The organism is Kluyvera georgiana (genome assembly GCF_050990895.1).
Taxonomy (GTDB): domain Bacteria; phylum Pseudomonadota; class Gammaproteobacteria; order Enterobacterales; family Enterobacteriaceae; genus Kluyvera; species Kluyvera georgiana.
On sequence record NZ_CP158865.1, the window covers coordinates 4,071,870 to 4,086,028 of the forward strand.

At 56.2% G+C, this 14,159-nt stretch carries 11 protein-coding genes; all 11 read right to left on the reverse strand.

The features are described from left to right. Positions 1-53: 53 nt before the first annotated feature. The gene (gene secA, locus ABTW00_RS19390) at positions 54-2,759 is read right to left on the reverse strand and encodes a preprotein translocase subunit SecA (RefSeq protein ID WP_065356517.1); all 2,706 of its coding nucleotides are present in this window, start codon (positions 2,757-2,759) and stop codon (positions 54-56) included. Between the two features lie 64 nt (positions 2,760-2,823). Next, on the reverse strand, positions 2,824-3,330 hold the full coding sequence (gene secM, locus ABTW00_RS19395) for a secA translation cis-regulator SecM (protein ID WP_433636994.1): 507 nt from the start codon (positions 3,328-3,330) through the stop codon (positions 2,824-2,826). A gap of 408 nt (positions 3,331-3,738) precedes the next feature. Further along, complete coding sequence (gene lpxC / locus ABTW00_RS19400) at positions 3,739-4,656, reverse strand: UDP-3-O-acyl-N-acetylglucosamine deacetylase (protein ID WP_064547446.1); 918 nt, start codon at positions 4,654-4,656, stop codon at positions 3,739-3,741. Between the two features lie 100 nt (positions 4,657-4,756). After that, the gene (gene ftsZ / locus ABTW00_RS19405) at positions 4,757-5,908 is read right to left on the reverse strand and encodes a cell division protein FtsZ (RefSeq protein WP_035893043.1); all 1,152 of its coding nucleotides are present in this window, start codon (positions 5,906-5,908) and stop codon (positions 4,757-4,759) included. Positions 5,909-5,970: 62 nt separating this feature from the next. Beyond that, on the reverse strand, positions 5,971-7,233 hold the full coding sequence (gene ftsA, locus ABTW00_RS19410; protein WP_064547444.1) for a cell division protein FtsA: 1,263 nt from the start codon (positions 7,231-7,233) through the stop codon (positions 5,971-5,973). Further along, on the reverse strand, positions 7,230-8,063 hold the full coding sequence (ftsQ, locus tag ABTW00_RS19415; RefSeq protein WP_064547442.1) for a cell division protein FtsQ: 834 nt from the start codon (positions 8,061-8,063) through the stop codon (positions 7,230-7,232). Before ftsQ ends, ftsA begins: the two co-directional genes overlap by 4 nt. A 1-nt stretch (position 8,064) precedes the next feature. Further along, positions 8,065-8,985, reverse strand: a complete 921-nt coding sequence (locus tag ABTW00_RS19420) for a D-alanine--D-alanine ligase (protein WP_433636999.1) — start codon at positions 8,983-8,985, stop codon at positions 8,065-8,067. Next, positions 8,978-10,453, reverse strand: a complete 1,476-nt coding sequence (murC, locus tag ABTW00_RS19425) for a UDP-N-acetylmuramate--L-alanine ligase (protein WP_065356514.1) — start codon at positions 10,451-10,453, stop codon at positions 8,978-8,980. The genes ABTW00_RS19420 and murC overlap by 8 nt, the downstream gene beginning before the upstream one ends. 53 nt (positions 10,454-10,506) lie before the next feature. After that, a complete protein-coding gene (murG, locus tag ABTW00_RS19430; RefSeq protein ID WP_433637001.1) occupies positions 10,507-11,574 on the reverse strand; it encodes an undecaprenyldiphospho-muramoylpentapeptide beta-N-acetylglucosaminyltransferase in 1,068 nt (355 codons plus the stop codon). Further along, positions 11,571-12,842 carry a cell division protein FtsW gene (ftsW, locus tag ABTW00_RS19435; RefSeq protein ID WP_064547433.1) on the reverse strand — a complete coding sequence of 424 codons (1,272 nt, stop codon included), beginning with the start codon at positions 12,840-12,842 and terminating at the stop codon, positions 11,571-11,573. Before ftsW ends, murG begins: the two co-directional genes overlap by 4 nt. Next, positions 12,842-14,158, reverse strand: coding sequence for a UDP-N-acetylmuramoyl-L-alanine--D-glutamate ligase (gene murD, locus ABTW00_RS19440; protein ID WP_064547431.1), 1,317 nt, complete (start codon positions 14,156-14,158; stop codon positions 12,842-12,844). The genes ftsW and murD overlap by 1 nt, the downstream gene beginning before the upstream one ends. Position 14,159: the final 1 nt, after the last annotated feature.

Below are 14,159 nucleotides of genomic sequence, written 5' to 3' on the forward strand. Positions count from 1 at the left end.
TTATCCATAAAAAAGGCGCAGAACTCTGCGCCTTTTGTTTTCTTATTATGATCTTAGCTCAGACGGCCATGACACTGTTTGTATTTTTTACCGGAACCGCAAGGGCACGGATCGTTACGACCCACTTTGCGATCGCCGGTCTGTGCGGCCAGATCCTGTGCGACGGCTTCATCATCGCTCTGATGGCTTAGCTGCTGCATTTGGGCCAGGCGCTCGGCTTCTTCACGACGCTGTTGTTCCATGGCTTCAACTTCTTCCGGCATGCGTACCTGCACCTTGCTCAGGGTGCTGATCACTTCATACTTCAGAGATTCCAGCATTGCAGCAAACATGGAGAAGGATTCACGCTTGTACTCTTGCTTAGGATCCTTCTGCGCATAGCCACGCAGGTGGATGCCCTGACGCAGGTAGTCCATCGCCGCCAGGTGCTCTTTCCACAGGGAATCGAGGGTTTGCAGCATCACGCCTTTTTCGAAGTGACGCATCATTTCAGCGCCAACCACCTCTTCTTTACGCTTGTAGACTTCAACCGCGCTTTCCAGAATACGCTCACGTAGCGTCTCTTCATGCAGCTCCGGCTCTTTATCCAGCCATTCCGCAATCGGCAGTTCGAGGTCAAAGTCGTTTTTCAGACGTTCCTGCAGACCCGGGATATCCCACATTTCTTCCAGCGATTGCGGCGGAATGTGCGCATCGATAGTCGCTTTGAACACGTCTTCACGAATGCTGTTGATGGTTTCGCTAACGTCTGTGACATCCAGCAGTTCGTTACGCTGGGTGTAGATAGCACGACGCTGGTCGTTAGCAACGTCATCGTATTCCAGCAGCTGTTTACGAATATCAAAGTTGCGGCTTTCCACTTTACGCTGCGCGTTAGCAATCGCTTTGGTGACCCACGGGTGCTCAATGGCTTCGCCCGGCTTCATCCCCAGCTTACGCATCATGCCGGACACGCGGTCAGAGGCGAAGATACGCATCAGGGCATCTTCCATCGACAGGTAGAAACGGGAGGAACCCGCATCACCCTGACGACCGGAACGACCGCGCAGCTGGTTATCGATACGACGAGATTCGTGACGTTCGGTACCAATGATGTGCAGACCACCTGCCGCCAGCACGGCGTCGTGACGCACCTGCCAGTCGGCTTTGATTTGCGCAATCTGTTCCGGCGTCGGATCTTCAAGGTGCGCAACCTCTGCCTGCCAGCTACCGCCGAGCATAATATCGGTACCACGACCCGCCATGTTGGTAGCGATGGTGACCGCTGCCGGGTAACCCGCCTGCGCGACGATGTCTGCTTCGCTGGCGTGGAATTTGGCGTTCAGAACGTTATGCTTGATGCCCGCTTTGGTGAGCTCGTGGGAGACCACTTCGGATTTCTCGATGGAGATGGTCCCCACCAGCACCGGCTGGCCTTTCGCGGTACGTTCTTTGATATCTTCAATAATCGCCTGAATTTTTTCCGCTTCGGTCATGTAGACCAGATCCGGCATATCTTTACGGATCATCGGACGGTTGGTCGGCACCACCACGGTATCCAGCTTGTAGATAGAGCTGAATTCAAACGCTTCGGTGTCCGCCGTACCGGTCATACCGGCCAGTTTTTCGTACAGACGGAAGTAGTTCTGGAAGGTGATGGACGCCAGCGTCTGGTTCTCGTTCTGAATCTCTACGCCTTCTTTGGCTTCGACGGCCTGGTGCAGACCATCGGACCAGCGACGGCCCTGCATGGTACGACCGGTATGTTCGTCGACGATAATGACTTCGCCATCTTTGACGATGTAGTCAACGTCGCGGGTGAACAGGACGTGGGCGCGCAGCGCGGCGGTTACGTGATGCATCAGCATAATGTTGCCCGGAGAGTACAGCGACTCGCCTTCTTCCATAATGCCTTCTTTCACCAACAGCTCTTCAATCAGCACCAGGCCGCGTTCGGTCAGGTTAACCTGACGCGCTTTTTCATCCACGGAGAAGTGACCTTCACCCTGGAAGGTGTCGGAATCTTCCTTCTCCTGGCGAACCAGGTGAGGAATGATTTTGTTCACTTTTTTATACATTTCCGAGCTGTCTTCAGCCGGGCCGGAGATGATAAGCGGCGTACGCGCTTCATCGATCAGGATGGAGTCGACTTCATCGACCAGCGCATAGTGCAGTTTACGCTGTACGCGCTCTTCCGGGCTGAACGCCATGTTGTCGCGCAGGTAGTCAAAACCGTATTCGTTGTTGGTACCGTAGGTGATGTCGGCGTTGTAGGCTTCGCGCTTCGCAGGCGCTGGCAGGCCAGACATGTTAATACCGACGGTCATGCCGAGGAATTCGAACAGCGGACGGTTGTTTTCGGCGTCACGCTGGGCCAGATAGTCGTTGACGGTGACCACGTGCACGCCCTTGCCGGACAGCGCGTTCAGGTAAGCCGGCAGCGTTGCGGTCAGAGTTTTACCTTCACCGGTACGCATCTCTGCGATGCAACGGTCGTTCAGCACCATACCGCCGAGCAGCTGCACGTCGAAGTGACGCATGCCGAATACACGCTTGCTCGCTTCACGCACCACGGCAAACGCTTCTGGAATCAGGCTCTCTACGGTTTCGCCTTTTTCGATACGCGCGCGGAATTCATTGGTTTTCGCTTTCAGCTCTTCATCGGAGAGTTTTTCCATCTCCGGTTCCATCGCGTTAATAATAGCGACAACTTTGCGCATACGGCGCAGGGTACGATCGTTACGACTACCAAAAACTTTGGTCAACAATTTGATTAACATAATAAAATCTCAAACGCCCCGCCATTGCGGAGTCAGAAAAATAAAGGAATTAAAACAATTACTTTCAGACGAGGCGCTGCGGCCCGGCGCGAATACCCTGCACCTGACTGACCCAGTCAGGAACACTAAAGGCGGGAGGAGAAAGCGCGGGTAACACCGCGCCTTGCGCAATGACGATAGACGGCTGGCTTTCAACGTTCAGTAACGCATTCAGCGTATCCAGCAGCGCCAGATGCTGTGCCGCCTGCAGCGGAGATGTTGGCTCGGCAACCGGCGATGCGGTAGGCGCCATGGCAAAAGAAAGATGGCGAATAACGGTGCGAATGGCGTGCTGATGCCAGTAGTCGACGCTGAAGGAGGGACGACGGTTATTTTCCAGCCGCGCCAGCTGCGAGAAATCGATTCTCTGCGCCGGATTATGGTTACTGGTTGTTGCGCGGGCGGGGGAAGCTGGCTCGGCGTTATTCGCAAGCGCAGGCAGACCAAAACCGGCAGCAACCATCCCCAACAGGAGATGCGGCCAGAAGTAGCGTCTACCAAACTGTCGCCAACGCGTCAGCATTCCACTCACGTAAAGTTCCACCTTCGGTTTAAGTGCCTATCCCATTAGGCTATTTTATTCGCCATTTTGGGGCCGGGCAGTGTGCTCGAAATCCTCACGTACTACGTGTACGCTCCGGTTTCTGCGCGCTGTCCGGCCCCAAACTGGCTTCAACAATTACGCCTACTGGGATAGGCTCTGAGTACCGTTATTCTATTTTAGCCCGAGAATATTACCATTAATGCCGCGCTACAGCAGCAGGAATGACGAAAACCGCAGCTAAAAACGGGTTAAGAAAGCAGCGGTTGCGCAGGAGTGTGATCTTTAAGAGAGGGCAACGGCAGGAAAACGGAGTGTTGAGGGCAAAAAGAAAAAACGACTGGTTCCCTGACCGGAGAGAGTGCCAGGTTGCCAGTCGAATTTACGAAACGGTCAGGCTTATGCCAGAACCATTGTCGGTGCTTTGAACGCCAGAGGCAGTTCTGCGTCGTCTTCGAAGGTCACAAATTCCCAGGCTTCCTGTTTTGCCAGGACCGCCTGCAGAAGTTTGTTATTCAGCGCATGACCGGATTTGTACGCGGTAAATGCACCAATAATGTTGTGACCACACATGAACAAGTCACCGATGGCATCGAGCATTTTATGACGAACGAATTCATCTTCAAAACGCAGGCCGTCTTCGTTCAGTACGCGATAATCGTCAACAACGATGGCACAATCGAAGCTGCCGCCCAGGCACAAGCCACGGGACTGCAGATATTCGATATCACGCATGAAACCGAAGGTACGCGCACGGCTGATCTGGCGCATAAAGGCGTCTGCGGAGAAATTCATCGCATAACGCTGCGTGCTGGAGTCAATCGCCGGATGGTTAAAGTCGATGGTAAAGTCCAACGAGAAACCATTGTACGGTTTGAATTCAGCCCATTTGTCGCCATCTTCAACGCGAACGGTGTCTTTAATACGGACGAATTTCTTCGCACAGTTCAGTTCATCGATGCCGGCATCCAGCAGCAGATAAACGAATGGCGCAGCACTACCGTCCATAATCGGGATTTCTGGCGCATCGACTTCAACAACGATGTTGTCGATACCCAGACCCGCCAACGCGGCGTTCAGGTGCTCTACGGTAGAAATCCGCACGTCATGCTCGTTGACCAGGCAAGTACAGAGCATAGTATCACGCACAGATTTGGCATCGGCCGGAAAATCTACCGGTGGATTCAAGTCGGTGCGACGATAGATGACCCCGGTATTTGCCGGCGCAGGGCGTAGCGTCAGTGTGACCTTTTTGCCGGTATGTAAACCGACGCCAGTCGCCTGAACGATACGTTTAAGAGTCCTTTGTTTGATCATCGTATAATCTCGCCAAATTAACTATCCAACCGAAGTGTATATCACATTCGGTGGGCCAGTTTAGCACAAAGAGCGCAGATTCCCAAATTCCAGCTAATTCTTAATCAGCTTGCTTGCGCAGGAATGCCGGGATATCCAGGTAATCCGGTTCTTTGGTGGTCTGCGGCGTATTGTCGTTAACCACTTTAGCAGCCGGTTTCTGTTCTTGCGTCAGCGGTGCCATACCGTGCTGCTGATAACGATCCAGCGCCGGTTGCTGCGTCTGCTTGTTGGTCACCAGGGTGATCTCTGGACGTTTGTCCATACCAATACCGGTCGCCACGACGGTAACGCGCAGTTCGTCGTTCATATCCGGGTCAAGAGAGGTACCGATAACCACGGTCGCGTTATCCGATGCAAACGCACGGATGGTGTTACCGACGGTTTCGAACTCATCCAGACGCAGGTCGAAGCCCGCGGTGATGTTGACCAGAACGCCACGCGCGCCGGACAGGTCGATATCTTCCAGCAGCGGAGAAGAGATAGCCATTTCAGCCGCTTCTTCCGCACGGTCTTCACCGCTAGCCACGCCGGAACCCATCATCGCGTAGCCCATTTCGGACATCACGGTGCGCACGTCCGCAAAGTCGACGTTCATCAGACCCGGGCGAGTAATCAGTTCAGCGATGCCCTGTACCGCACCTTTCAGCACGTCGTTCGCCGCGCCAAACGCGTCGAGCAGGGAGATACCGCGGCCAAGTACTTTCAGCAGCTTGTCGTTCGGGATGGTGATCAGCGAATCTACGTGCTTGGACAGCTCGGTGATCCCCTGCTCCGCAAACGCCATACGCTTCTTACCTTCGAAGTTGAACGGCTTGGTCACGACGGCTACGGTCAGGATGCCTAAATCTTTGGCCACTTCCGCAACCACCGGTGCAGCACCGGTACCGGTACCGCCGCCCATGCCGGCTGCGATAAACACCATGTCTGCACCGTCTAACGCTGCACGCAGCGCTTCACGGTCTTCGTCAGCCGCATTACGGCCCACTTCCGGGTTGGCGCCCGCGCCCAGACCTTTGGTAATACCGCTACCAATCTGAATAGTCTGGCCAACAGCCGTTTTACGCAGTGCCTGTGCGTCGGTGTTAACTGCGAAGAATTCAACGCCTTCGATGCGCTCGCGCACCATGTGTTCAACGGCATTACCGCCGCCGCCACCGACGCCGATGACTTTAATCACCGCGTCGTTGGTCAGTTCCATAGGTTCAAACATAGTTTCTCTCCGTTTTGTGCCTGTCGCCCGAGACCGGTAATGTGCGTTGGTCTCTTTAAAAATTAAAACTCTTTGCGTAACCAGCTATTCAGCCGTTTGATCCACGATCCAACCGATGCAGTTACGCGCTTTTCTACTTCCGCTTCACCACTCAAGTGGGACTCTTTCCCGTAGTGCAGCAGGCCCACCGCCGTTGAATAATACGGCTCCTGGGCATAGTCCGTCAGACCGGTAATGTTCAGCGGCGCACCGATACGCACCTGCGTATGGAACACCCGCTGCGCGCAGGCCGCTAAGCCTTCAATTTGCGCCGCGCCGCCGGTCAATACAATCCCCGCCGCCAGGTGGTGTTTGACCCCTTGCTGACGAAGCTGTTCCTGTAACTGTAAAATTTCTTCATTGACGAGGTTTAAGAGCTCGGTGTAACGCGGCTCAATAACCTCTGCCAATGTCTGGCGCTGCAGGCTGCGCGGCGGACGTCCGCCGACGCTCGGCACTTCAACGCTCTCATCTTTGCCCACAATAGAGCCTAAAGCGCAGCCGTGACGCACTTTAATCGCTTCGGCATCGCTTGGTGGCGTACCAAACGCATAGGCGATATCGCTGGTCACCACGTTGCCCGCGTAGGGGATCACCTTGGTGTGGCGCAGCGCACCGCCAGTATACACGGCGATATCCATTGTACCGCCACCGATATCCACCACGCAGACGCCCAGCTCACGTTCATCTTCGGTCAGGACCGAGTAACTCGACGCCAGTCCGGCGAAAATCAGCTGATCGACCTTCAGACCACAGCGTTCAACCGCCTTGACGATGTTTTTCGCCATGTCGTTGTGGCAGGTAATCAGATGTACCTTGGCCTGCATACGCACCCCGGATAAACCGACCGGGTTTTTGATCCCTTCCTGGTAATCAATGGCGTATTCCTGAGGAATCACGTGCAGAACGCGGTGCTCATCACGCACGCGTACGGACTTCGCCGTATGCACTACGTTCTCAACGTCTTCCTGCGTGACCTCTTCTTCAGAGATAGGCACCATGCCTATCTCATTTTGACAGCTAATGTGTTTGCCGGAAAGCGCCAGATATACAGAAGAGATCTGGCAATCCGCCATCAACTCTGCCTGGTCGATAGCGCGCTGTACGCATTTTACTACCGACTCCAGGTCGTTAACTCCGCCTTTATCCATCCCTCGGGATGGGCAACTGCCGACCCCAATGATATTAATCACTCCGTCGGGCAGAACTTCCCCTACTAAAGCGGCTACTTTTGCAGTGCCGATCTCCAGTCCAACTACCAGTTTTCTGTCCGTCGCCTTGATCATTGTTGTTCTGCCTGTGCCTGATTCTGTTGTTGATTAGTGTCCGCCGCAGGAGCAGGTTCCCAGCCTACTGCCGCCCCTGAGTCATAACGCAAATCAACATAGCTAATCCGATTACCCTCAGTTTGCGCCTGCTGTTCCAGAACCGGATACAGTTCCAGAAAACGCGCCAGCCGCTTCATCGTATCGCCCCGTCCCAGATTCAGCTTGATACCGTTATCAAGCGTCAGCTGCCACGAACGGCGCGCGGTCATCGCCGCAACCTTCAACGTGAACTTCCCTTTCGCGAGCACCGCTCCCATGTCGTGATAACCCTGTAAGACTTCGCTTGCGCTGCCTTCCGGGCCATAGAGCATAGGCAAATTCTGCTTGCTGGTTCGATCGGCCGGAATACTGAAGGCCGTACCTTCCGCATCCACCATGTGCTGATCATTCCAACGTGCAATTGGCACATATTCAACCAGATGAATCTTCAATTCGTCCGGCCACTGCTTTCTTACGCTTGCCTGTTTAATCCATGGCAGGCGTTCAATCTGACTCTGAACGATGTTCACATCCTGAGTCATAAACGTTCCCGGCGAGCCCAGTGCCAGTATGGACTGGCGGATATCATCGTTACGCGTGTAATGACGATCGCCGGTGACAACCAGTTTTGAGATGGGCAAACGCTGCGCATCTTCCATCCAGCCAAGCACGACCCAGCCGCTCACAAACACGGTACACAACACCGCCAGCAGGAACAGAATCCCCGCTAAATGCGTTCCATTATTGCGCCGTGAAGCCGCATACTCTTCTTCTTCACGGTTCCGCGTATTCAGCGCAGCCTGCGACATATCACCCCGCCAGGTCCAGAATTCGTACTACCAGCTGCGAGAAACTGATTCCCGCCTGACGCGCCGCCATCGGCACCAGACTGTGGCTGGTCATCCCCGGAGACGTATTCGCCTCCAGCAGATAATACTGCCCGTCGCTGTCCTGCATGACGTCGATACGACCCCACCCCTGACAACCCAAAACTTTCCAGGCTTTCAGCACCAAAGATTGCATTGCTGCTTCCTGGGCCGATTCTTCACAACCAGGGCAGAAATATTTTGTCTCATCAGACAGATACTTCGCCTCATAATCATAGAAGGTTCCGGCCGGTTGGATGCGAACTGACGGTAAAATTTCTTCACCAAGCACCGCAACCGTAAATTCAGGTCCACTCAGCCATTTCTCAATCAGAACTTCGTCATCATGTTGAAACGCCTGCGCTAGCGCTGCTGTCAGCTCCGCACTCTCAGTCACTTTCGACATGCCGACGCTGGAACCTTCCCGGCTCGGCTTGACGATCAGCGGCAGGCCTAACTCGGCAATCTGCGCCTGAACGTCCTGAGATAGCCCATTCTCAAAGGCCTGGCGCTCAATGGCCACCCACGGAGCGACCGGTAATCCGGCCCCCTGCCACAGTAATTTACTGCGCAGTTTGTCCATCGAGATAGCCGATGCCATCACGCCGCTGCCGGTGTAAGGCAGCTGAATCAGCTCCAGCAGCCCCTGTAGCGTGCCATCTTCTCCGCCTCGACCATGCAGCGCAATAAACACTTTCTGAAAACCCATGTTTTTCAACTGAGTAACATCAGTCTCTTTTGGGTCGACCGCGTGAGCGTCAACGCCGGCTTCACGCAGGCCAGCCAGCACCGCAGCGCCGGAGTTGAGTGAGACGTCGCGCTCGGCTGAAGTCCCGCCCAGAAGAACCGCGATTTTATCAGCCATGGCGCGGTTCCTCCTGAGTTTGCGGCTTCAGTTTGATTTCAGCTAAGTTACGCGCGATTTTACCAATATTTCCCGCGCCCTGAATTAGAACAAGATCATTACCCGTCAGTACTGATGCCAGCATTTCAGCGACTTGCGCGGGGTCGGAGACCAGAATCGGGTCCACTTTTCCACGCCCACGGATTGTACGGCACAGCGAACGACTGTCCGCGCCCGGAATCGGCGCTTCGCCAGCCGGGTAAACATCCAGCATCAATAGCGCATCGACCTGAGTCAGCACATGCGCAAAATCGTCGTACAGATCGCGCGTACGGGTGTAGCGGTGCGGCTGGAAGACCATCACCAGTTTTTTCTCAGGCCAGCCGGCACGCGCGGCTTTAATCGTGGCGTCCACTTCCGTTGGATGATGGCCATAGTCGTCAACCAGCATCGCAGAACCTTCCTTACCGTTCACTTCCGCCAGCGGGAATTCGCCAAGGAAGTCGAAGCGACGGCCGGTTCCCTGGAAGCTGGCCAGCGCGCGCAGAATCGCATCATCTTCAATGCCTTCTTCCGTCGCGACCGCCACCGCCGCAGCCGCATTCAGCGCGTTATGACGGCCCGGCGCGTTCAGCGTCACTCGCAGGTTTTCTTTATCCTGACGCACCAGCGTGAAATGCCCCTGCGGGCCGATCTGCTGATAGCCTTCGACGCGGACGTCGGCATCATCGCTAAAACCGTAGGTGGTGATCTGACGACCTACGCGCGGCAGCAGCTCGCGAATGACAGGGTCGTCCACACACATCACAGCACGACCATAAAACGGCAAATTGTGCAGGAAATTAATAAACGTCTGCTTTAAATTTTCGAAGTCGCCCTGGTAAGTATCCATATGGTCGGCTTCGATGTTGGTGACAATGGCCACCATCGGCTGCAAATGCAGGAACGACGCATCGCTCTCATCGGCTTCCGCAATCAGGTAGCGGCTGTTACCCAGACGCGCATGCACGCCCGCCGCTTTCACCAGGCCACCGTTAACGAAGGTCGGATCCAGCCCCGCTTCCGCGTAAATACTGGCCACCATCGCGGTAGTGGTGGTTTTGCCGTGCGTGCCGGCAATGGCGATGCCATGACGAAAACGCATCAGTTCTGCCAGCATCTCAGCGCGACGGATCACCGGAATACGCGCTTCATGCGCCGCGACAATCTCTGGGTTATCGGCAGAGATCGCCGTAGACACCACAACAACGCTCGCATCGCGCACGTTTTCCGGGCGATGGTTGAAATAGATGGTGGCGCCCAGCTTGCTCAGCTGCTGCGTGACCGGGTTTGGCGCCAGGTCGGAACCGCTGATCTGATACCCTTCGTTGGCCAACACTTCGGCAATACCGCCCATCCCGGCGCCGCCGATGCCAACAAAGTGGATGTGCCGGACGCGACGCATCTCGGGCACGATAGAACGCAGTTTCGCCAGTTGTTGTGTATTCATTCTCTAAACGCCATCACTTCTAAAATTCGGGCGACGCCAGTGCGTCGCAATGATTAAGCCTTTGCTGCCAGGCTCACTTCTTTTGCTACCCGTTCGGTAGCATCCGGGATGGCCGCCGCGCGCGCGCGTTCAGCCATCTCTAACAAGGTGTTGCGATCCCAGCTTGCCAGCGTGTCCGCGACCGCTTGTGCCGTAAACTGCGGCTGCTCGTAGATCTTCGCCGCGCCCGCTTTTTCCAGCGGCAGCGCGTTCCAGTACTGTTGGCGGTCTTTATGCTGGAACGGCACGAAAATCGCCGGCAGCCCCGCTGCGGCAATTTCGCTGACCGTCAGCGCGCCGGAGCGGCACACCACCACGTCAGCCCACGCATAGGCTGTCGCCATATCGTCAATAAACTCGGTCACTTTATGCTGAGACTGACCGACATCGGCATAGGCTTGCTCAACGGTCTGTTGACCGCCTTTGCCGCTCTGGTGCCAGATAGTCACCGAATCACCCAGACGTTGCGCCACCTGCGGCATCGTCTGGTTCAGAATGCGCGCGCCCTGCGAGCCACCGACCACCAGCACGCGAATCGGGCCATCGCGCCCGACCAGACGCTGTTCCGGCAGCGGCAGCGCCAGCACGTCGACACGCACCGGGTTACCGACCACTTCAGCGTTCGGGAATGCGCCTGGGAAGGCCTGCATCACTTTAGTGGCAATTTTCGCCAGCCACTTGTTGGTCAGCCCGGCAATGCCGTTCTGCTCGTGCAGTACCACCGGAATGCCCAGCGACCACGCCGCCAAACCGCCGGGGCCAGAAACATAGCCTCCCATGCCGAGCACGACGTCCGGCTTAAAGCGCTTCATGATCGCCCGCGCCTGACGCCAGGCGTTGAAAATACGCATCGGCGCCAGCAGCAGCGCCTTCACGCCCTTGCCGCGCAGACCGGAAATATGAATGAAATCAATCTCAATGCCGTGTTTCGGTACGAGGTCGGCTTCCATACGATCCGCGGTTCCCAGCCAGCGCACCTGCCAGCCCTGATCCATTAAATGGTGCGCAACCGCCAGCCCCGGGAACACGTGTCCACCGGTACCGCCCGCCATCACCATTAACCGCTTTGTTTGACCGCTCATCGAGAACCTCGGGTAAACGCCTGCGCTTTCTCCAGGCGTGTTTCATAATCAATTCGTAACAAGAACATAATGGCAGTCGACATAATCAGAAGACTGGAGCCACCGTAGCTGATCAGAGGCAGCGTCAGGCCTTTCGTCGGCAGCATACCGGCTGCCGCCCCTACGTTCACCAACGCCTGGAAACTGAACCACACGCCGATTGCGCAAGCCAGGAAACCAGAAAAACGTTGGTTAATCTCCAGCGCTTTGCGACCGATGGACATGGCGCGGAAAGCGACGAAGAATACCATTAAAAGTGCCAGTACCACACCGATATAACCCAATTCCTCACCGATGATGGCGAAGATGAAGTCGGTGTGCGCCTCCGGCAGGTACTCCAGTTTCTGTACCGAGTTACCTAAGCCCTGCCCCCACATCTCGCCGCGGCCAAAGGCCATCAGCGACTGGGTTAACTGGTAGCCGCTGCCGAACGGGTCTTCCCACGGGTTCCAGAAGGAAGTCACGCGGCGAATACGATACGGTTCGGCGAGGATCAACAGCACCACCGCCGAGATCCCCATGCCGATAATGGCGATGAACTGCCACAGCTTGGCGCCGGCAAGGAACAGCATCGCCAGCGTCGTCACAAACAGCACCACCACGGTACCGAGGTCAGGCTGAGCCAGCAGTAAAATCGCCAGCACGAAAATCACGCCCATCGGCTTTAAGAAGCCGCGCAGGTTGTTGCGCACCTCGTCCGCTTTACGCACCAGATAGTTGGCGATATAGCAAAACAGCGACAGCTTGGTCAGCTCGGCGGGCTGAATACGCAGCGGACCGAGCGCAATCCAGCGCGATGCCCCGTTAACCGAACTCCCCACCACCAGTACAATCAGCAGCATGCAGATGGATGCAATCAGCATAAAGGTACTGTGGCGCTGCCAGAACGACATCGGCAAACGCAACGTGATCAGCGCCAGGCAGAAGGCCAGAATCAGGTACAGGCCATCACGTTTAGCGAACAGGAACGGATCGTTCGCCAGACGTTGCCCGACGGGCATGGACGCCGAAGTCACCATGATAAAACCAATCGCCGCGAGGCCGAGCGTCAGCCACAGCAGCGTGCGGTCGTACATAATCAGGCTATCGGTGTCTTTCTCCCGAGAACCCATCACCCAGCCCTTCAGCGCGGCGAACATCCAGCCAAACAGCCATGCGAAAATGCGCATGCCCGGCAAACGCGGCAGCCTCAGTTGAGGCAGTCTCAGGCGCGGGAGCGATAAACGCATCAACCTAACTCCTTCGCCAGGCGAGCAAACACGTCGCCGCGCTGCTCAAAGCTTTTGAACTGGTCAAGACTGGCGCAGGCCGGAGACAGCAGCACCATGTCGCCCGCCTTCACCTGCGGTGCAATCAGGCGCATCGCTTCTTCCATGGTGTCGGTCTGAGTGGCGATTTCCGGACGCAGCGCGGCCAGCTCACCACCGTCGCGGCCAAAGCAGTACAGACGAATGTTGTCGCCGGTCAGATAACGCTGCAGCGGCGCAAAATCGGCGGATTTGCCGTCGCCGCCGAGCAGCAGATACAGCGTGCCCGCGACATGCAGGCCGTTTAATGCCGCTTCCGTGCTGCCAACGTTGGTGGCTTTAGAATCGTTAATCCAGCGCACGCCGTTATGCTCAAGCACAATCTGGAAGCGGTGAGCCAGCCCGCTAAAGGTGGTCAACGCTTTCAGGCTGGTCGCGCGCGGCAGGCCGACGGCATCTGCCAGCGCCAGCGCCGCCAGAGCGTTGCTGTAGTTATGCTGCCCGGTAAGCGGCATCTCTTTGACGTTCAATACTTTTTCACCTTTTACGCGCAGCCAGGTTTCGCCCTGCTGGCGGTTCAGGTGGTAATCGCCCACGTCAACGCCAAAGCTGACGCAGCGTTCGTCGGCACCGCGCACCGGCATGGTCAGGCCGTCGTCAGCGTTCACCACGCACACTTTGGCGTTTTCATAGACCTTCAGCTTGGCCGCGCGATACTGTTGCAGACCCAGCGGGTAGCGGTCCATATGATCTTCGGTCACGTTGAGGATCGTGGCTGCCGCCGCGCGCAGGCTGGAAGTGGTTTCCAGCTGGAAGCTGGACAGTTCCAGTACATACAGTTCGCGGGCCGGATCCAGCAGCATCAGTGCAGGCAGGCCGATATTGCCGCCCACGCCGACGTTAACGCCCGCCGCTTTCGCCATTTCGCCAACCAGCGTGGTGACGGTGCTTTTGCCGTTGGAACCGGTGATCGCCACAATCGGCGCCTGCGCTTCACGGCAGAACAGCTCAATATCACCAACAATTTCAATACCAGCATCGGCAGCACGGCTTAGCGCCGGGTTTGCCAGCGCGATACCAGGGCTGGCGACGATCAGATCGGCCGCCATCAGCCAGTCTTCATTCAGCCCCCCCACATAACGTTCTACCGCTTCCGGCAGCTTATCCAGACCGGGCGGGGTTGCTCGGGTATCCATAACGCGCGGCGTGACGTTCTGCGCCAGGAAGAAATCCACGCAGGAGAGCCCGGTCAGTCCAAGACCAATGATGACGACGTTTTTACCCTGGTAATCTGCCATG

What these genes read in the sequence shown, in the direction of transcription:
- ABTW00_RS19420 (WP_433636999.1), bottom strand. Translation starts at nt 8,985, where the DNA reads ATGGCTGATAAAATCGCGGTTCTTCTGGGCGGGACTTCAGCCGAGCGC.
- murD (WP_064547431.1), bottom strand. Translation starts at nt 14,158, where the DNA reads ATGGCAGATTACCAGGGTAAAAACGTCGTCATCATTGGTCTTGGACTG.
- lpxC (WP_064547446.1), bottom strand. Translation starts at nt 4,656, where the DNA reads ATGATCAAACAAAGGACTCTTAAACGTATCGTTCAGGCGACTGGCGTC.
- ftsQ (WP_064547442.1), bottom strand. Translation starts at nt 8,063, where the DNA reads ATGTCGCAGGCTGCGCTGAATACGCGGAACCGTGAAGAAGAAGAGTAT.
- murC (WP_065356514.1), bottom strand. Translation starts at nt 10,453, where the DNA reads ATGAATACACAACAACTGGCGAAACTGCGTTCTATCGTGCCCGAGATG.
- murG (WP_433637001.1), bottom strand. Translation starts at nt 11,574, where the DNA reads ATGAGCGGTCAAACAAAGCGGTTAATGGTGATGGCGGGCGGTACCGGT.
- ftsW (WP_064547433.1), bottom strand. Translation starts at nt 12,842, where the DNA reads ATGCGTTTATCGCTCCCGCGCCTGAGACTGCCTCAACTGAGGCTGCCG.
- ftsA (WP_064547444.1), bottom strand. Translation starts at nt 7,233, where the DNA reads ATGATCAAGGCGACGGACAGAAAACTGGTAGTTGGACTGGAGATCGGC.
- secA (WP_065356517.1), bottom strand. Translation starts at nt 2,759, where the DNA reads ATGTTAATCAAATTGTTGACCAAAGTTTTTGGTAGTCGTAACGATCGT.
- ftsZ (WP_035893043.1), bottom strand. Translation starts at nt 5,908, where the DNA reads ATGTTTGAACCTATGGAACTGACCAACGACGCGGTGATTAAAGTCATC.